The following is a 17335-nucleotide window of genomic DNA, read 5'->3' as shown; positions in this document are numbered from 1 at the left end:
CCGCGATGGCTGTAATACCTTAAATAATCGCCACTCCCAGCGGCCAGGGGTGGGGGTCGGGGTGGGTCTCTCCGAGAGTCTTCCATGCGTGGTAGGTGCAGAGCCCGGAGGTAAATGCCAATCAAATCCATGCCCACCACTCAGATGAACCCCTTCATGAAGTTAAGCACCGCCAGCGCCCGGTATGTGTTCTGGAAGTTCGAGATGCCCAGCTCCAGCGAACGTCTGAAGCCGCCGTTGGAGTTCTGAAGCTGGCGTATGAACCAGATGTGCCGTCTTGGACAGTCTGACCTCTCACCCTGCAGTTCAAGCCCTCTGGAAGCGTAGAACGTGGGCTCGAGGTAGGGCGGAAGGCTGTATGGGACCTCCGTAAAGCCGCCCCACTCGCCGCAGAGTTCGCAGTTCTTGAAGTGGGGACTCTTAGGCGGCCTGTAGCCCAGAGTGCGGAGCGTGTGCAGTGCCTGATACGTCATCGTCGTAGTTGGCCCCTTAACGCCGTAACCGTTTCCGTTCCTGAACTTCATAACGAAGGTCCTTATGGCTTCCTTCTCGTCGGGGCTGAAATCATAGCCTATAGCCTTGAACGCCTTAACGACCCAGTAAGTTGCCTCCAGCGGCGTCGCCGTTCCAAACTCCTCGCTTCCACCGAGACCAACGGCGAACCTGCCCTCAAGGGGGTTGTACTTGGTGAAAACGATGTCAAGGTGCTCCATCGCGATGTCTTTTGCACCCAGTATCGCCAGACCCTCCATTGCCATTGCTATCGCAACGACCGCCGTCTGGGGCTGTATTGCCCTTTCGAGGAACTCCACCGTCTTCTCTGGCTCCGAAACCTCCATGCCAAGGAGGTCATATATTTTGATGGCATAGTAAGTGTCGTTGACGTTGGTGTCGTCGAGAACGCTGACAAAGCAGTAACCGCCGTCCTCGTGGCGTCTGTCCTCTATATACCTCATGAGCGAATCAGCGTTAACAAATCGTCCGATTGTATAAAGCTTCGAGCCCATTCTACCGCCTCCTCAAGGTTTTGACGGAGAACAGGCGTCATCAGCCCTCGGCGGGCGGTTCGGCTCGAAGCCCGGGCGGACGCCATCGCCCACGTGACCCTTCAGGATGGCGGTTAAAAATCTTTGTGGTGCAACGGGCTAATCACCTAAAAGCTTAATAAGTCTGGTGAGAGCCTTTTTCTGTGATGAAATCATGGAGTTCATAGCCTTCACATACGTCGGCAACTTCATAAGTGAGGACCTGATAAAAGAAGTTGTCTTTGACGTATTCGACGGGGCTAACAGGTTCTTTGAAGAGAACAATCTTCCTCTGAGGTTTCTCTACGTTGGAAAGCTCAAGCTCGAGCCGGGTTATCTGATAGACATATACACCCCCGAAGGGAAGATCCGGGCCTATCCCCTTGAGGCCCTCGTCGATGTGCTCCATGCCAAGCTCATCCACGAAATTGAGGAGCGGCCGGATATCAAGATGGATAAGATGTTCGCCCTCACGACTTTCCCCCTGGTTTCCCGCAATCCATACTTCGACTTCTACGAGAAGTTCCTCGGCATCCATGAAACGAGACTCGGCCTCAGGATAATGGTGCTTTCGATGAACCCCTTCGAACCGCCCGAACTCTCTGGGCTGCTGAGAAAGACGGGTGGAGAAGACGGCCCGGAGAAGGAATCGCAGGGCCGTCTGAGGGCTTCCCTGGAGCTCTTCAAGGCAAGGCTTCTTAAAGGGGTTCTCCACGAGGTGGGCCATGGTTTCGGGCTGGAGCACTGCACCAACCAGTGTGTCATGAACCCGCCCGCCAGTATGGAGGAATGGGATTCAAGGGTACCCGGCTACTGCAGAACGTGCCTCCTCAAGTTGAAGTCGAACCTGTCTTCGGACCATCGACTGTGAAGTCCAACTCCAAATGCCTGGCTTCTTCATTATTGCCCTTCACTCACCAGCTTCCTTGCCTCTTCCAGCACCCTTGCCGCATGGCCCTTCGCACGAACGTTGGTCTTCTGCCAGACGATTTCTCTGCGGGGGTTGAATATGAACGTGCTCCTTATCACTCCCTCGTACTCTTTCCCGTAGCGCTTCTTCTTGCCCCAGGCTCCGAGGGCCCTTATCAGCTTCGCATCCGGGTCGCTCAGGAGTTTAACCTTTAGTCCGTGCTTCTCCTTGAAGCGTCTGTGGCTCTCGACGGAATCCTTCGAGACGCCTATCACCTGAAAGCCCAGCTTTTCGAACTCTGGGAGGAGCTCGGTGAATTCCTTTGCTTCCGTTGTACAGCCGGGTGTGTTGTCCTTTGGATAGACATAGACGACGGCCCATTTTCCGCCGATGATCTCCCGGAGGGTTACCTCCCTCCCGTTTTCGTCGAAAACCCGGATATCGAGGGTGTTCATGCCACCACCCATGGAAGTATGGCGTTCTAACTCTTAATCCTTTCGGCAAAGGTTATTAGGAAGCGCGGCAACTACAAGACTAGGTGAGAGAACATGAGGCTTCCCGCTCACAAGACGAAGATCGTGGCCACTATTGGGCCTGCGTCCCTCAAGAGCGAAACGATCGAGGCAATGATAAAGGCAGGAATGGGTGTGGTGCGTATAAACTTCGCCCACGGGGATCTGGAGCAGCACGCCCGCACCATTGAGCTGGTGAGGAAGGCGGCTCGGAGGTTGAACCGCCCCGTGGCGATCCTCGGCGATCTTCCGGGTGTAAAAATCCGCGTTGGCGAGATTGCTGGCGGTTCAGTGACCCTCAGAAGGTGGCAGACGGTAACGCTCACCACCAGGGACGTGGTCGGCAACGAGGGCCTTATTCCGGTCCAGTTCAAGGACTTTCCAAAGATGGTTTCCAGGGGAGACGTCATCTACCTGAGCGACGGTTTTATCGCCCTCCGCGTGGAGGAAGTCCGCGGTACCGACGTGGTATGTAAAGTCCTTGTTGGGGGAACCCTCTTTTCCCACAAGGGTATAAACGTTCCGAAGGCAAGGATAGCAATAGACGCGGTGACCGAGAGTGACCTCCGGTTCATAGAATTCGCCATGGAACACGGCGTCGATGCGATAGGCATAAGCTTCGTCGGCTCGGCGTATGACGTTCTCAAAGTCAGGCGCTTTGTTGAGGAAAAGGACGGCAGGATGTTTATCATTGCAAAGATAGAGCGGCCGGATGCCGTCAGGAACTTCGACGAGATTCTCCGCGCCGCCGATGGCATAATGATAGCGCGCGGCGACCTCGGGGTTGAGATGCCCATAGAGAAGCTGCCCATCCTCCAGAAGAAACTCATCCACAAAGCCAACGTCGCCGGCAAGCCCGCCATTACCGCGACACAGATGCTTGAGAGCATGACGGAGGAAAAGCTCCCGACGAGGGCCGAAGTCACCGACGTCGCCAACGCCATCCTTGACGGTACGGACGCGGTGATGCTCTCAGAGGAAACTGCGGTCGGCAGATACCCCGTCGATGCCGTGAGGATGATGGCCAAAATAGCCAAGACGATCGAGGCGTACAGGGATTCCCTCTGGTCCGCGCGCATAGTGGAGTGGAAGATGAGCGAGTGGAAGGGCAGGATGCCCAGGAAAGGCACAATAAAGGACACGATAGCGAGGAGCATCATTGAGGCCCTGAACTCGATGGACATCAAGCACATCCTCACCCCGACGAGGACGGGCGAGACCGCAAGGCTCATCTCGCGCTTCAAGCCGAAGCAGTGGGTTCTCGCCTTCGTGCGGGACGAATGGGTCGGCAACACGCTGATGTTCTCCTACGGAGTCTATCCATTCGTCGTGGAGGAGACCAGCGAGGACGAGATACTGCGTCTGATACGCGGTCTCGGCCTCGTCAAGGAGAACGACACGATCCTGCTAACGAAGGGAACCCCGATAGGAAAGACCGCTGGGACGAACACGATAAGGATTTTCACCGTTTGACTTTTTTATTCAAGCCGATTTTGGGCCGCCTCGCCGCACAACGGACGCTTCAGGCCTTCACCCGCTGGGAGGGGCTTCTGGAAGTGCAGATAGGTGGGACTTTGGGTTTACCGCAATCCTTTTAGCCTCCCGCGAATAACTAACCAGGGTGAGAAAAATGAACATTCTCATTTTTGGTCCGCCTGGGAGCGGAAAGTCCACCCATTCAAGGACGATAACCGAGCGCTATGGTCTGGTATACGTCTCTTCTGGTGACATGATACGGGCTGAGATAGAGAGGGGCAGTGAACTGGGGAGGGAGCTGGAGAGATATCTTGCAAGGGGTGAACTCATTCCGGACACCGTTGTCAACACCCTCGTGATCTCGCGGCTCAGGCGGAACCGGAAGAACTTCATCATCGACGGATACCCCCGAACGGCGGAACAGGTTCTGGCGCTCGAGGACTACCTCTACGACCACGGCATGAAAATAGACGTGGCCCTTGAGATCTTCATCGAGAAGGAGGAAAGCATAGAGCGGATATCTGGCAGGAGAATATGCCCGAAGTGCGGTGCCGTTTACCACGTTAAGTACCGGCCCCCGAAGGTTCCCGGAAAGTGTGACGTCTGCGGCGCTGAGCTGGTTCAGCGTGAGGACGACAGACCCGAGATCGTCGGCAACCGCTACGACCTTTACATAAAGAACATGGGGCCAATAATCAAGTTCTACCGTAAACAGGGAATACATGTCAAGGTGGATGGACACGATGGGATATCTCAGGTCTGGGAACGCATAAGGCCCCTCCTCGACTACATCAGCTCTCGCGAGTCTCTTTCCCCAGGACGCTCATGAGGTCCTGTATTTCGTCCATCTCCGCCAGTTCCTCTGCTTCCTTCTCTATCTGGTCCAAGCGTTTCATGATGACCCCAACAGTCTTGTCTCCCGGATCGAGCACCCTTGCCCTGACGGATATGTATTCCGCGTTGAGGGTCCTGAGGTAGGAGGATGCCTTGTGGGTGATGTCCCTAGCAAGGTTTTCCTTTATGCTCGATGGTTTTTCCTCGGGGAGCAGCAGGGTGATGGTAAGCTGTGGTCTGCCGTCGGAGGGCATGTTGAGGACGATGGTTGAAAAGTCGATTCTCTTGTCCTTCAGGTAGATTACAAGTCCCTTCCCCAGCCGTTCTATCGTTCTCCTGAGATCCTCGGGACAGTTCACCACGAGGCTGACTTCCTCCTTCTGCGGCTTTCTGGCGGCCTCTATGGTTCTGAATCCCGCCACCTGAAACCTGGCGTCGTACAGCCTCCCAAACGTGCGCGTAGCTTCTTCGGCCAGCTTCTCAAGGAGGCCCGATATTATCGAGTCCAGCTCGCCGGGAAGAAACGTCTCGGGCCTGCGGATTTCGAAGAGGAATGCCAGCTTTATTATCCTTCCTACAGGCTTCACACCGACTTTCATGCCAACGAGCTCCACGCCTAGGGTTTCGAGGGCATCCCGGATGTTTCCGGCGAAGAGCTTCTCGACCACGGGATAGTACTCGGGGGGTTCAACGGTTAGTACTGTCATTTGATAGTTCTACGGCGAAATCACTTTAAGGGTTTTGTTCAACTTTCTCAGGTGACCCGGATGAAGGTCATGTTCTATGCCACGTTCCGCGAGATAATCGGCAGGCGGGAGGTTGAGGTTCACGGGGTGAGGACCGTCCGCGAGCTCGTAGATTACCTCGCCGAACATTATACCCCTGAGATAAAGAAGCAGCTCCTTGGAACGCCCCGCGTCGGCCCGGATAAGCCCATAGACGGCATGGTCCTCGTCAACGGCCACAACGTTCTTCACCTCAAGGGCCTCGATACCGAGCTGAATGAGGATGATGTGGTTCACATATTCCCTCCAGCGGGAGGTGGTTGAATGGCGGTTGCGGAGCTCTGCCTCTTCCCGCTCGGCACGGAGAGTCCCAGCGTCGGGGAATACCTGCGTCCGGTTATCGACGTTATAACCTCCAGCGGACTGAAGTACCGGGTCTGTCCGATGGGGACGGTGGTGGAGGGCCCGGTGGATGAGATCCTCGAACTTGTTAAGAGATGCCACAGGGCGATTCTGGAGGCAGGGGCAAAGCGCGTCGTGATAAGCCTCAAAATCGACGACCGCGTTGATAAGCCGCTGACAATCGAGGGCAAGGTGGGCGTCTGAATGGTCGAGTACTTTGACAGGATAGCCGAACGCTACGATGCATGGTACCGGACGAAAACGGGCCGCTACGTGGACAGGACGGAGAAATGGCTGATATTCTCCATGCTGCGGACCGGGAGGGGAAGGGCCCTCGACCTCGGCTGCGGGACCGGGAACTACACCCTGGAGCTCAAAAGGAGGGGTTTCGATGTCGTCGGTCTCGACGCCAGCGAGGGAATGCTGAAGATAGCGCGCTCGAAGGGTCTGAACTGCGTCAGGGGAGACGCCTACAGCCTGCCGTTTCCGGACGGGAGCTTTGACCTCGTCCTGAGCGTCACGATGTTCGAGTTTATTCACGAGCCGGAAAAAGTCATCTCCGAAATCCACCGCGTCCTGAGGCCGGGGGGCGAGGCGGTCGTCGGCACCATGAACGGACGCAGTGCGTGGTTCCTCTTCAAACGGCTTAAGAGCCTCTTCGTTGAAACCGCCTACCGCTACGCTCGCTTTTACACTCCCAGCGAGCTTGAGGAGCTCCTCCGGGGGGCGGGATTCGAGGAGGTTGAGAGTGCTGGGGTAATATTCTTTCCCTCGTTCTGGCCCTTCACCGGGCTGGCCGAGGGGGTGGACAGGAAGTGCCACAGGAAATGCAGGAACCTTGCGGCGTTCGTGGCGGTCAGGGGGAGGAAGGTTTGAGGAAGATACGGCTCATAACCCGGGAGGAGGCGTTTAAACGCGCGGAGCGCATAATGAACGAATACAGGGCGGCCTACGGTATCGATTTTGAGATAGAGCATTCCTTCCTGCAGGTGGAGCTTCTTGTCCCAACACAGGCTGAGCTCAGTGAGGTGAAGCTTCTCGTGGTGCTGGAGGAGATAAAACACGGATACAATGCCCCGATAACGGTCATACCCTACGGGGGGCGCTACTATATCCTCGACGGCCACCACAGGGCCTTTGCCCTCTGGAAGCTGGGCTTCAGGGAGGTGGAGGCGCTCGTACTGCGGCCGAAGGTTCGGTTCCTGCCGGGGGTCGTGAGAACCGCGGAGAAGAGCGGGCTTAAGGACCTTGGAGGAGTAAAAATAGTCAGGGATTAGGAGGGCTCAGCCCTCCCAGATTGCGTACTCCTTCTTCGTTATGAACACCGGCTCCACGCGCTTCTTGACTATGACAACCTTGTCCTCGCCGTACTTCTGGTAGAGCTTCTGAATGTAGCCCTCAAATACGCCATCGGGCATTGATGCCTGGGCGGTTATCACGTTGTCACCGGCCTTGACGCTCAGTCCCTTGACCGGAACGTAGGTGATGATGTCCTGGTGGGGCTCGAGATGGAATTCGTCCTTTTCTATGTCCTTGCCGTTGGGGGCGACGTAGTAAACTACGCTGGCCCTGAGTGCAAGCTCCACGTCGCTGTAGTCCTTCCTGAACGCGGCCTTAAGCTCAAGCTGACCGCTCTGACCCTCATCCAGGAGGTAGCTTGGATTGGCGACCTCTCCGTTTACCCTCGGCTCGCCGTTGAGCACTCCAACCGGGCCGTCCTGAATGAGGACGAAGCGGTAGCTGGTGGCGTTCGGCACGAAGAGGCTGACCTCCACGGGGGTCTCGTTGAGGTGGTCTATGCTGAGGCCCTCGGCGAGGGTCTCCCTCTTGATGAGCTCGGTTCCGTTGTAGGCCTCGAAGATCAGGGCCGCGTCTTTGACGTCCCTACCGAAGGCTGAAATCCAGAGTCTGAGCTTCTGCTCTCCGAGCGGGAGTTTTCCTCCTCCCATCGTGCTGTAGAAGGCCTTCCAGGTGCCGTTCTCATACTTATCGATCCTGTACACGGCGAACGGTCTGAACTCGTAGGTGGATACTCCTCCATTGTTATGGACCGGCTTGAAGTTGGCGAAGAGCTTCTGAGCATCCCACGGCTCGAAGGAGTACGGAATGTGGAACGCGAGCCTGACGAAGTTGCTGAAGGCCACCTTCTTGTAAGCCAGCACACCGTAGTTGCCGAACACGTAGAGGACGTAGGGTATATCCCCGCCACCGTTTATGATCATCCCTTTCACGAGATCGACCGTCATAACGGGCTGATACGCTGCCTGGCCGGTGTTTATGTACACGACGGTCTTTCCGCTCTCATTGACGTACTGGATGTACTGCATGGGTATGACCTGGAACATCGGGACGTGGCTGTACTCGTAGTAGTCTATCGCACCGCCGAGGTAGCTTATGGCGTTGAACTTGTAGATGTCCTTCTGCCAGACGATGAGGTAGTTAAGCTCCCATGCCTCAAAGTCCTGCTCGCTCTCGTTGCCGTAGTGGGAGAAGAAGTCGGCAACTATGTAGCGCCTGTCATATGCGTGACCGCCATCCGTGGCGGAGCGTCTGTTACCAAGCAGGCTCGACTCGATCCAGTATCCGTAGTCCCACCAGCTCGTGGCGCTGTCGAGGGGATCGCTGTTGTCCCTGAGCCAGGTGAGGGTGTTCACCCAGTCGGCCGGGACGGAACCCTGGGCCTTGGCGGTGTTCGTCGCGAGAGCCTTGCTGTGCTGTGCACCGATTATGGGGAGCGGGAGGAACAGGATTATCAGCAGGATTGCGTAGAGGGCCTTGGTTGTGGTGCTCTCCTTCATGTTCTCCACGAAGAGGAAGACCTCGCCTATCGCTATGCCCGCCAGCAGGAGTATGGCTCCCGAAGCCTGGAAGACGAAACGGACGGCCGTAAGGAGAAGGTAGAGGGAACCGAAGTAGTAGGAAACGATGAAGACCTCCTTGTAGCCCGTCAGGTCGCCCCTAACCAGCTTGAGCACGAAGCGGACGAGGACTATCACGAAGCCGGCAAGCGAGACAAAAAATATTAAGCCGTCAACACCGACAATCTTCTTCAGAGTATAGTCATAAGTATAACGAAGGCTGTAATAGTCCTTAATGTCGGACCACTGCGTTTTAGCTAGCTCCGCGACGGTCTGGTAGAGCGGGTTGGACTGGGAGGCGCTTCCTAGGAACTTGAGCAGGTCCGGTCCAAGGTAGAAGTAGGCCGCGACGAAGCCGAGGACTCCGACTATCGCGACCACTCCAAAGCGGTGCTTCTTGTCGGAGTAGTTGAGGCCCGCCCTCTGGCCGTAGAGCATTATGGCCGCCAGTATGGCCAGACCTATGAAGGCCTCAATGGAGAACACCAGGAAGCCCTTTATCTTGACGAAGCCGGTGGTGTTGAGGGCAAGGCCGAGGAGCAGGGAGAGGCCATAGAGCGGGTAGAACTCCCCGGTAAAGCGCTTGAGCTCGTCAATTTTGCCGAAGATGAAGAGCACTACAGTGTGAACCGCGGCGAAGAGCAGGAGTATTCCAACACCGAACTGGCTTCCGAGCCAGACGCCCATGTAGAGGACGCTCGTAACCAGGAACAGCGCTCCGCCCAGGATCTTCTTCCAGTTCCACTTCTTCTCATCGAGGTATATCAGGAGGAAAAGCACTGCGTAGAGGAAGAACATCATGAACGGGCCTTCACCACGGTTGTTGCCGGACATAGTCTTGGTGAAGTTGGCGTAGGAGAACATCATAAATGCTGCTCCCCAGATGCCCGCCCAGCTGGAGTGGAGCTTCTTTCCGAGGAAATAAACGGCTATTATGGTCATCGCTCCAACGAAGGGCGGCCAGAGTTTGAAAGCTCCCATGACGTCGTATCCAAGCGGGCTGACGAGCTTGTAGAACGCCGCCTGCACCGTGTATAGCCCGAGGGACTCGCCTATCTTAAGGCCCGCGGGGGGATTGGCCAGCGGGAAGTACTTGGGAAGCCACTCCCTTATCGCAAGGCGGTAAATCTCGTAGTGATAAAATGTGTCCGGGTCGAGGAAGGTCTTGTAGTTCGAGGTTATGTTCCTCAGTTTGAAGCCCAGATACGCGAGCAGGAGTGCTATCAGCGGAAGGCCGTAGCTCTTGAACATCGGGTAGTATTTTCCGAAGGAGGAAGTATTTTCCGCCTTTTTCTTCTTCCGCTTTTCCTTAATCTCTGTTTTCACCATCCAGATCACCTCATTCAACGGTAACGGACTTTGCCAGGTTCCTTGGCTTGTCGGGGTCGTTGCCCCTCAAAACCGCCAGGTGATACGCGATGAGCTGGAGCGGTATGATATATACGATGGGGGTCATCAGTTCGTCGATACCGGGCATCTCGATAAAGGCGCTGGAGACGCGCCTCAGCTCCTCCCTGTCCCCCAGGCCGATTATGAACGCTCCCCTCGCCCTTGACTCCTCCACGTTGCCCACCATCTTGTCGAAGGTCTTCCCGCTCGGGGCCACCGCGACGACCGGGACGCCCTCTTCGAGGAGGGCAAGCGGGCCGTGCTTCAGCTCGCCGGCGCTTAAACCTTCGGCGTGGATGTAGCTTATCTCCTTGAGCTTGAGGGCTCCCTCGAGGGCGGTTGGCACGTTTATGCCCCTTCCAATGTAGAAGAAGTCCCTCCTGTCCGCGAGATTCTCGGCGAGTTCCCTGAGGGCAGCGTCGTGCTTAAGGACGCTCTCCACGAGGTCGGGAACCCTCTTGAGGCCCTTCTCAAGGGAGGAGAGGTACGCCTCGTCCGCCGTTCCGAGAACCCTCGCGAGTTCGATAGCGAGCATGGTCAGGACGGTGAGCTGGGTGGTGTAGGTCTTGGTCGCCGCCACGCCGATCTCCGGTCCGGCGTGGGTGTAGAGGGTCATGTCCGCCACGCGGGTGGCCATGCTGCCGACGACGTTGACTATCGCGAGAACCTTGGCGCCCCTCTTCTTCGCCAGCTTCATCGCCGCAAGGGTGTCGGCGGTTTCCCCGCTCTGGGTTATCGCTATCACGAGGGTGTCTTCGTCTATGAGGTCCTCGAACTCGTAGCGGAACTCGCTTGCGTCTTCAACGATCGGAACCCTCTTCGCGAGCCTCTGGAAGAGATACCTGCCCACGAGACCGGCGTGGTAGGAGGTGCCCATTGCAATTATGAATATCTTCTCATAGCGGGCTATCTCCTCCGCCGCCCTCTTCACTGCGTCGATGTTGCCGTGGATTGCGTCCTTTATCGCCCTCGGCTGTTCGTATATCTCCTTGAGCATGAAGTGTGGGTAGCCGGACTTCTCGGCCATTTCCAGCGTCCATTCAATCTCCTGGACCGGCTTTTCAACGACCTCGCCGGTTGCGAGCTTCTTGATAACGTAGAAGTCCTTTCCTATGACCGCGTACTCCCCGTCGTCGAGGAAGACGGCCCTGTTTGTGTACTCGAGGAAGGCCGGCACGTCACTGGCAGCGAAATTCTCGCCGTCCCCTATCCCCAGGACGAGGGGACTTTCGTTCCTCACGAAATAGAGCCGGTCGGGTTCTTCGGCGTAGATTATGCCAAGCGCGAAGGAACCCCTCAGCTTCAGAAGGGCATTCCTCATAGCGTCTTCGAAGCTGGGGGCGCTCTTAAGCTCCTCCTCTATCAGGTGGGCTATAACCTCCGTGTCGGTATCGCTTTTGAAGGTGTGCCCCAGGGAGAGCAGGTACTCGCGAATCTCTGCGAAGTTCTCGATTATACCGTTGTGGACGAGTGCGATCTTTCCGGTGCAGTCGGTGTGGGGATGAGCGTTAATCTCGTTAGGAACGCCGTGGGTGGCCCAGCGGGTGTGGCCTATGCCCCTCTTCCCCGGCATCTCAAGGAGGCCGAGCTTTTCGGTGAGCTCGTCTATGGCTCCGGCCCCCTTCTTTATGAAGAGCTTTCCTCCGTCCTCCGTTACAACGCCGGCAGAATCGTACCCCCTGTATTCGAGCCTCTTGAGCCCCTTGACTATTACCTCGCACGCGGCCCTATCTCCGATGTAGCCTATTATTCCACACACGGCAACCACCCGCTTTATTACTCTCTTCCCTGATAAACCGTCGAGAGTTAAAAGCCTTTCTCAGGGGACCTGTTTTCAGGCATTAATATGCCCTTTGGTTCATCCATCGATTGGGAAAAAGTCTTTATAGTTGTTGGGCTACCTACTCAGGGTGGCCGAATGAACAGGACGCTCGATGAGTTCCTTGAGGCGGCTCCCCCGAAGGTTCCTGGGGAGCGGAGGAGAAAAAAGAAGCGGCTGAAATCAACCAACTTGGAGTCTTTTCTTCCAAAGGAACACGTGGACTACTTCAAGCAGCTCCGCATAGGATCTAAGAAAATAAGGAACGCCCGGGTGGAGGAGCTATAGTGCCTCGGCTACCACGGCCTTCCCGCCGACCCTGAAGACGAAGGCCCTTCTGTCCCCGCTCAGGTTAGCCTCGATCCTCTTCCTAACCCGCCAGTACTCCTCCTGGGGGACACTGAGCTTGAGCGTGGCCCTTCCGAAGCCCTCCTTCCTGAGGAAGTCGTTTATCCTTACCGGGTGGAACGGGACAACGCCGACCACGGCGTAGGTTCTCTTGAGGTACGGGCTTTTCAGGGGTGCGTCGCCAGTAGCTAGAACGCGTCTCTTTTCGCGGAGGAGCATTTTGACTTCCCCGTTTAGAACGTGGAACAGCTCGTTCAGCAGGTCGGCGTAGTCAACGGCCTGCGGGACCTCGTAGAGGTACTCGCCGGGCTCGTCCGTCCATTCGAGGATGTTCTCAAGGTCCGGATTGCTCTCCAGCCTTGCACCCGCGGGAAGAACAACCGCGCTCCTCTCTACCCCTGCGAGGGGTTCGGTGTAGAAGGTCAGCCTGTTGAGGGCCCCGAAGAGGTCTATGTACTCAAACTCCCCCTTCCAGGGTATCCTCTCGCGCCTTATCTGCGGCGGGAGGTCAAAGATGAACGCATCGGCCCGGGATTTGTACGTTTCGTAGATTCTGAGCGGGCTGGGCAGGAGGTCTTCCAGCCGCCTTTCGGGCATTTCCGGGGGCCTGGCAGGGTCTGAGAAGACCACCTCGGCGTCGATCCTCCCGACCGTCTCGGGGGCGAGCGAGTCGGCGTTGATGAACTCGATGTTTGAGACCCCGTACTTTTCGGCGTTTCTCCTGGCGAACTCGACCTTTGCGGGGTCTATGTCGATTCCGTAGGCCCTCTCAACCTTCATGGCGTAGAATATGAGCTGGATTCCGATACCGCAGGAAACGTCCGTTATGCTCCTCACGCCGGCCTTCTCAAGGCGCTCCGAGCGGTACCTCGCGACTATCTCGTGGGTTGAGTAGCGCAGGCCCTCGAGGTCCATCCAGAGGTCGTCGCGCGAGAACTTGTCCTTCGCCTTGATCCGCGCCCGGGCTATTTCCGCGATGACTTCCCAGTCACTGCCGAGCCTTGCTCGGAGCTTCCTCTCGTCGTAGCCCCTTTTAATCAGCTCCACAGCTTCCCTGACCTTCTCCTCGCTTATCCCTTCGAACATGTTTTCGCCTAAGGGGAGAGGCTTAAAAACGTTGCCCGTGATATTCCTGCCTGGTGGTAGAATGCAGTGGCGAAGGATAGCCTTCATTCTGATAGTTGCCGTCACTATCATCGGCTCTCTGTGGTATCTCTACGATTTTGCCTCTCAGCCTGTTTTTCGTGACTACGTGGGGGATGAGGTCTGGTACGTCCCCGCGGGCAGGAACATCCTCCACAGGCTCGGCGTTGATCTGACCTACGTGAACGAGACCACGGGTTCCCGAGGGGTAAACGTCATCTTCTCCAACCAGAGCATGCGGATAAAATACCAATACCGGGTGGAGAAAATCGCTATGGGGCACGGGGCAACCTACGAGAGGGAGTACCTCAAGTTCCCGGGCGTTTACTTTGAGCTCCCCCCCGACGAGTTCGAGCCCTTCCTTGAAGAGGTCGGGAGGGAAATACCCGGGGGGGCTTACTACACGGTTCCCGGCCACTGGTATCCCGACAAGGACAACATCCAGAACTACCTCAACACGGAGCATCCTTTCCTCGGGAAGGACCTCATAATGCTCGGCATGCTCCTGGGGGATAAGCCGATAAACTGGCGCATACCCGGCATCATCGCCTTCGCCCTCATCGAGCTCCTCGTCGTCCTCGCGACTTACCGGGTGAGCGGGAGCTATCTGGCGGCCCTCATAGCCCTAGCCTTCACCGCAGCTGACCCCACCCTCCAGGCGATGTCCGTGGTGGCCATGCTTGACATCCACGTCGCCCTGTTCGTCGCCCTGTTCGTGTTTTTCCTGGCCTACGACAGGGACCGCCTCGCGGCCTTCGCCGTTGGACTCGCCGGCTCCACCAAGCTCAGCGGCGCCTTCGGGTGGCCCGTCCTTCTTGGGAGGGCCCTCAAAGGGAGAAAAATCTCATCAGCTTTCTAGTGACGATAGCGGTTCTTCCAGCGGTTGGATTTCTCCTGCCGAACGTTCCGGCGATGGTGGCGATCGGGCCGAAGAAGTGGTTCGACGAATTCCTCGGAAGCTTCAGGTGGCATCTCTCCAACAAAGGCGGCCATCCAGCTGCCTCTCCCGTCTGGGAGTGGTTCATAAACAAGAAAGCCTTCGCCCTGCACTACAACCCGGACGTCTTCGCCCAGACCGATCCCTTCCTCCTTCTGGCGATGGCGCTCTTCATCCTTGCCCTCCCGTGGCTTTACAGGAAAAAATCCGGAATCCTGGCATCTTTCGGGGTGTTCTGGAGCACCGTGGCCCTGTTCCTCATGCAGTATGCGCTCGGGGGCACGACACAGTTCAGCTTCTACGCAACCGCCCTGGTTCCCCCCGCGGCGGTGGTCATGGGCGTGGCCCTCAACGAGCTCCTCCGCTGGGAGGCCTTCAGGGAGTCAGTCTGGCTCTACCTGGAATGGTTGCTGGAGGTAAAGGACAGGATAAGGCTGAGACTGGGAAGGTGAGGACTCCCAATACTGATCCGGATTAGTACTAAATCATGTTTAAGAGAAACGGCATCGATATAGAGCTAGGACTCGAAAAGTTCCGGCAGTTCTTGGTAGAATCCCGCTACTGGGAGAGAAATTTGGGGAACCGGGGAGTTCCTGAAAGGGGTTGCTGATTGGGTTATTTCACTTCTTCAAAAACTCGTCCAGGCTGACCTGCCCTTTCTTCTTCGGTTTTCTGGCCTCCACCTCTGTACCCAGCTTCTCCTCGATCTTCTTCAGCGTCTTCCAGCTCCTTCTGACTATCGGCGGGAACTCGCCGTGCTCGCGGTAATAGTTCTCCAGGAACGCCCTCGTCCTTGGGTCGCTGGGATAGCCGCTCCCGATCTCGCCGTACTCCCCCTTCAGCTTCTCTATCGCCCTGTCGCGGGTTACCTTCGCTATTATCGAGGCCGCCGAGACCGGCACGAACTTGTCGTCGGCCTTGTGCTCCGCGACTATCCCAGCCTCAAAGTTCAGCCTCTTTCGAATGTCCTCGCCGAAGCGGGCCTCCTTCACGTCGGCGGCGTCAATGTATATCACGTCGGGCTTCACCTTGAGCGAGTTGAGGGCTTTGACGAAGTTCTCCACCTCGAACTCGTTTAAAGTTCCCTCGCGAGAGTCTATCTCCTCCGGCCAGAGCTCCAGAACCACGTAATCGTCCAGCAGAGAGATTATCTCATCGAACAGCTTCTCACGCCGCCTGGGGGTGAGCTTCTTCGAATCCTTAACCCCAAGCTCTTCGAGCTTTGGAACGTTCCGTTCATCCACAACAACCGCCGCTATGACCATGGGGCCGATTACGGGGCCCCTGCCAGCTTCGTCGATTCCAGCGAGCTTCAAAGTTTCACCTCCTGAAGAGCAGGGCGCCGTAGATGATGCCGAGCATTATCGTCGCCAGGCCGCTGGGGGGTATGTCGGTAAAGTAGGCGAGGATCACGGAGGACACCTGGACGCCGAGAGTTAGGAACAGGCTGGCCCCGATGACTTTGCGCAGGTCGCTGCTGACCATCAGCGCTATCGCGCCCGGAAGAACGGCCACCACCTGGAGGGTTATGAGGCCGACGGTCTGGACGATGAGGGCGCCGATGGCGCCGACGAGGACGTAGAGGATCATGAGGTAGGCCCTCGTGTTGCCCCCGTAGCTCTCCATGCCCTCCGGGTCGAAGCTGAGGTATAGGAAATCGCGGTAAAGGAAGAGGACGACGAAGAAAAGAAGGGCACCTCCGATGACGAGGACGGTAAGATCGTTGAGGGTTATCAGGAAGATGTCCCCCGTGAGGTAGGAGACTATGCTCTCGCCGAGCGGGAAGTACGGCCTGGTAGCCATCACCTTGTAGAGCACACCAAAGCCGAGGACTGTTAGGCCTGCGACAAAGCTGGCCACTATTCCAACGGCGGAATCGGGGGAGAACCCGAGCTTCTCAAGCTCCGCTATCGTGAGCACGACGATGACTGTGACGATGAGTGCAACGAGCATGACCAGGGAGAGGTTCTCGAACAGCAGGCCGAGTATCATTCCAAGAACCGCACCGAACAGCAGGGAGTGGAAGAGGGCGTGGGTTAGAAAGGCCAGTCCCTTCGTGTTGATGAGCGGGCTGAGCATGCCGAGCAGGACGCTTACCATAACGCTGGCAAGGAGAGCCCTGAGCAGATACTCAGGAATCACCGCCCGCCACCCCCGTGCCTGTGCAGGTGGACATCGCCGGTTATACAGAAGAGCTTGCCCTCAATGGGTATGACCCTTGCCAGCGGGCCGTAGACAGATTTAATTATCCTGTCCTGAAGTACGTCCTCCGGCCTTCCAAAGGCTATCAGGCGTCTGTTGAGGAGCATGATTCTGTCCCCGAGTTCGATTAGAGGGTTGATGTCGTGGGTTGTGATGACCATAGTTACCCGTCTCTCGCGCTTTATCTTGGCCAGAACGCTGGCGACCTCTGCCCTTGCGCTGGGGTCCAGAGCGGAGAGCGGCTCGTCGAGGAGGAGCAGTTTGGGGTCGCTCATGAGTGCCCTCGCGAGTAGAATCCTCTGCTTCTGGCCGCCGGAAAGCTCGCTGAAAAGCCTGTTACTCACTTCCGCGAGCCCGACGAAGCCGAGGACTTCCCCCGCCTTCTCCATTGTCTCCGGCGGAAGCTTGAAGTGGACGAAGCCGCGGCGGTAGAGACTCCCCATCGCAACGACCTCAAGTGCGGTGAGGGGAACCCTCTCGTTGAGGCTGTGGCTCTGAGGGACGTAGCCTATGAGCTCCTTCGCCCCGCAGGGTTCCCTACCGAAGACCTCCAGCCGTCCGGTGTAGTCCCTGTGGAAGCAGGCGATTGCCTTGAGTAGGGTCGTCTTGCCCGCCCCGTTGGGGCCGAGCAGGAGGAGCGTTTCGCCGTCCTCGAGAGTGAAGTCTACCCCCTCCACAGCGGGCTTTCCGTCGTAGAGTATCGTGAGGCTTTCGGCGGTTATTGCCTCCATGGTAATCTCCAGACTCCAGTTTAA

At 57.0% G+C, this 17335-nt stretch carries 19 protein-coding genes and 1 riboswitch; of the genes, 10 read left to right on the top strand and 9 right to left on the bottom strand.

Annotated features, from left to right (window positions below; genetic code table 11):
* Positions 1-140: 140 nt before the first annotated feature.
* Positions 141-1007 (bottom strand): prenyltransferase/squalene oxidase repeat-containing protein, encoded by an 867-nt coding sequence (locus TIRI35C_RS06040; protein WP_188202139.1) that lies wholly within the window; start codon positions 1005-1007, stop codon positions 141-143.
* Between the two features lie 24 nt (positions 1008-1031).
* Positions 1032-1106: riboswitch (Fluoride riboswitch) on the bottom strand.
* Positions 1107-1200: 94 nt separating this feature from the next.
* On the opposite strand from TIRI35C_RS06040, the gene TIRI35C_RS06035 reads away from it, so the two are divergent.
* Positions 1201-1896: a zinc metalloprotease gene (locus TIRI35C_RS06035; RefSeq protein ID WP_188203075.1), complete on the top strand. Its 696-nt coding sequence runs from the start codon at positions 1201-1203 to the stop codon at positions 1894-1896.
* Between the two features lie 29 nt (positions 1897-1925).
* Here the strand turns inward: TIRI35C_RS06035 and TIRI35C_RS06030 are convergent, their stop codons facing one another.
* Positions 1926-2390, bottom strand: coding sequence for a peroxiredoxin (locus tag TIRI35C_RS06030; protein ID WP_188202138.1), 465 nt, complete (start codon positions 2388-2390; stop codon positions 1926-1928).
* A 93-nt stretch (positions 2391-2483) separates the two neighbouring features.
* On the opposite strand from TIRI35C_RS06030, the gene pyk reads away from it, so the two are divergent.
* Positions 2484-3920, top strand: a complete 1437-nt coding sequence (gene pyk, locus TIRI35C_RS06025; RefSeq protein ID WP_188202137.1) for a pyruvate kinase — start codon at positions 2484-2486, stop codon at positions 3918-3920.
* A 157-nt stretch (positions 3921-4077) separates the two neighbouring features.
* Positions 4078-4752 (top strand): adenylate kinase, encoded by a 675-nt coding sequence (locus TIRI35C_RS06020; RefSeq protein ID WP_188202136.1) that lies wholly within the window; start codon positions 4078-4080, stop codon positions 4750-4752.
* Here the strand turns inward: TIRI35C_RS06020 and TIRI35C_RS06015 are convergent.
* The gene (locus tag TIRI35C_RS06015; RefSeq protein WP_188202135.1) at positions 4715-5464 is read right to left on the bottom strand and encodes a hypothetical protein; all 750 of its coding nucleotides are present in this window, start codon (positions 5462-5464) and stop codon (positions 4715-4717) included. The two genes, TIRI35C_RS06020 and TIRI35C_RS06015, sit on opposite strands and share 38 nt — an antisense overlap.
* A 60-nt stretch (positions 5465-5524) precedes the next feature.
* On the opposite strand from TIRI35C_RS06015, the gene TIRI35C_RS06010 reads away from it, so the two are divergent.
* From TIRI35C_RS06010 to TIRI35C_RS05995, 4 genes are read left to right on the top strand one after another with little or no spacing between them, the layout of a single operon-like run.
* Positions 5525-5806, top strand: a complete 282-nt coding sequence (locus TIRI35C_RS06010) for a MoaD/ThiS family protein (RefSeq protein WP_188202134.1) — start codon at positions 5525-5527, stop codon at positions 5804-5806.
* The gene (locus TIRI35C_RS06005) at positions 5807-6088 is read left to right on the top strand and encodes an MTH1187 family thiamine-binding protein (RefSeq protein WP_188202133.1); all 282 of its coding nucleotides are present in this window, start codon (positions 5807-5809) and stop codon (positions 6086-6088) included.
* Complete coding sequence (locus TIRI35C_RS06000; protein WP_188202132.1) at positions 6089-6760, top strand: class I SAM-dependent methyltransferase; 672 nt, start codon at positions 6089-6091, stop codon at positions 6758-6760.
* A complete protein-coding gene (locus TIRI35C_RS05995; RefSeq protein WP_188202131.1) occupies positions 6757-7161 on the top strand; it encodes a ParB/RepB/Spo0J family partition protein in 405 nt (134 codons plus the stop codon). Before TIRI35C_RS06000 ends, TIRI35C_RS05995 begins: the two co-directional genes overlap by 4 nt.
* Before the next feature lie 6 nt (positions 7162-7167).
* Here TIRI35C_RS05995 and TIRI35C_RS05990 read toward each other — a convergent pair whose 3' ends face one another.
* Both TIRI35C_RS05990 and glmS read right to left on the bottom strand, forming a co-directional pair.
* Positions 7168-10071, bottom strand: a complete 2904-nt coding sequence (locus TIRI35C_RS05990) for a peptide transporter (protein ID WP_188202130.1) — start codon at positions 10069-10071, stop codon at positions 7168-7170.
* A 10-nt stretch (positions 10072-10081) separates the two neighbouring features.
* Positions 10082-11890 (bottom strand): glutamine--fructose-6-phosphate transaminase (isomerizing), encoded by a 1809-nt coding sequence (glmS, locus tag TIRI35C_RS05985; protein WP_188202129.1) that lies wholly within the window; start codon positions 11888-11890, stop codon positions 10082-10084.
* 159 nt (positions 11891-12049) lie between these two features.
* Between glmS and TIRI35C_RS05980 the strand changes: the two genes are divergently transcribed.
* Positions 12050-12238, top strand: coding sequence for a PCNA-inhibitor (locus TIRI35C_RS05980; protein WP_188202128.1), 189 nt, complete (start codon positions 12050-12052; stop codon positions 12236-12238).
* Here TIRI35C_RS05980 and TIRI35C_RS05975 read toward each other — a convergent pair.
* Positions 12233-13384: a methyltransferase domain-containing protein gene (locus tag TIRI35C_RS05975; protein ID WP_188202127.1), complete on the bottom strand. Its 1152-nt coding sequence runs from the start codon at positions 13382-13384 to the stop codon at positions 12233-12235. The genes TIRI35C_RS05980 and TIRI35C_RS05975 overlap by 6 nt on opposite strands.
* Before the next feature lie 61 nt (positions 13385-13445).
* On the opposite strand from TIRI35C_RS05975, the gene TIRI35C_RS11250 reads away from it, so the two are divergent.
* Both TIRI35C_RS11250 and TIRI35C_RS11245 read left to right on the top strand, forming a co-directional pair.
* The gene (locus TIRI35C_RS11250) at positions 13446-14300 is read left to right on the top strand and encodes a hypothetical protein (protein ID WP_343044036.1); all 855 of its coding nucleotides are present in this window, start codon (positions 13446-13448) and stop codon (positions 14298-14300) included.
* On the top strand, positions 14300-14830 hold the full coding sequence (locus TIRI35C_RS11245; protein ID WP_343044035.1) for a hypothetical protein: 531 nt from the start codon (positions 14300-14302) through the stop codon (positions 14828-14830). Before TIRI35C_RS11250 ends, TIRI35C_RS11245 begins: the two co-directional genes overlap by 1 nt.
* 168 nt (positions 14831-14998) lie before the next feature.
* Here the strand turns inward: TIRI35C_RS11245 and rnhB are convergent, their stop codons facing one another.
* From rnhB to TIRI35C_RS05955, 3 genes are read right to left on the bottom strand one after another with little or no spacing between them, the layout of a single operon-like run.
* Positions 14999-15694, bottom strand: coding sequence for a ribonuclease HII (gene rnhB, locus TIRI35C_RS05965; RefSeq protein WP_188202126.1), 696 nt, complete (start codon positions 15692-15694; stop codon positions 14999-15001).
* 4 nt (positions 15695-15698) lie between these two features.
* Positions 15699-16520, bottom strand: coding sequence for a metal ABC transporter permease (locus TIRI35C_RS05960; protein WP_188202125.1), 822 nt, complete (start codon positions 16518-16520; stop codon positions 15699-15701).
* Complete coding sequence (locus tag TIRI35C_RS05955; RefSeq protein ID WP_188202124.1) at positions 16517-17311, bottom strand: metal ABC transporter ATP-binding protein; 795 nt, start codon at positions 17309-17311, stop codon at positions 16517-16519. Before TIRI35C_RS05955 ends, TIRI35C_RS05960 begins: the two co-directional genes overlap by 4 nt.
* Positions 17312-17335 lie beyond the last annotated feature (24 nt).

Source organism: Thermococcus camini (assembly GCF_904067545.1).
Classification (GTDB): Archaea; Methanobacteriota_B; Thermococci; order Thermococcales; family Thermococcaceae; genus Thermococcus; species Thermococcus camini.
The sequence above is the reverse complement of the archived record's forward strand: the minus strand, read 5'-3'. Positions and strand labels throughout refer to the sequence as shown.

Coding starts and splice junctions, on each gene's coding strand:
- TIRI35C_RS06040 (WP_188202139.1), bottom strand. CDS start 1,007: ATGGGCTCGAAGCTTTATACAATCGGACGATTTGTTAACGCTGATTCG.
- TIRI35C_RS06035 (WP_188203075.1), top strand. CDS start 1,201: ATGGAGTTCATAGCCTTCACATACGTCGGCAACTTCATAAGTGAGGAC.
- TIRI35C_RS06030 (WP_188202138.1), bottom strand. CDS start 2,390: ATGAACACCCTCGATATCCGGGTTTTCGACGAAAACGGGAGGGAGGTA.
- pyk (WP_188202137.1), top strand. CDS start 2,484: ATGAGGCTTCCCGCTCACAAGACGAAGATCGTGGCCACTATTGGGCCT.
- TIRI35C_RS06020 (WP_188202136.1), top strand. CDS start 4,078: ATGAACATTCTCATTTTTGGTCCGCCTGGGAGCGGAAAGTCCACCCAT.
- TIRI35C_RS06015 (WP_188202135.1), bottom strand. CDS start 5,464: ATGACAGTACTAACCGTTGAACCCCCCGAGTACTATCCCGTGGTCGAG.
- TIRI35C_RS06010 (WP_188202134.1), top strand. CDS start 5,525: ATGAAGGTCATGTTCTATGCCACGTTCCGCGAGATAATCGGCAGGCGG.
- TIRI35C_RS06005 (WP_188202133.1), top strand. CDS start 5,807: ATGGCGGTTGCGGAGCTCTGCCTCTTCCCGCTCGGCACGGAGAGTCCC.
- TIRI35C_RS06000 (WP_188202132.1), top strand. CDS start 6,089: ATGGTCGAGTACTTTGACAGGATAGCCGAACGCTACGATGCATGGTAC.
- TIRI35C_RS05990 (WP_188202130.1), bottom strand. CDS start 10,071: ATGGTGAAAACAGAGATTAAGGAAAAGCGGAAGAAGAAAAAGGCGGAA.
- TIRI35C_RS05980 (WP_188202128.1), top strand. CDS start 12,050: ATGAACAGGACGCTCGATGAGTTCCTTGAGGCGGCTCCCCCGAAGGTT.
- TIRI35C_RS05975 (WP_188202127.1), bottom strand. CDS start 13,384: ATGTTCGAAGGGATAAGCGAGGAGAAGGTCAGGGAAGCTGTGGAGCTG.
- TIRI35C_RS11250 (WP_343044036.1), top strand. CDS start 13,446: ATGCAGTGGCGAAGGATAGCCTTCATTCTGATAGTTGCCGTCACTATC.
- TIRI35C_RS05955 (WP_188202124.1), bottom strand. CDS start 17,311: ATGGAGGCAATAACCGCCGAAAGCCTCACGATACTCTACGACGGAAAG.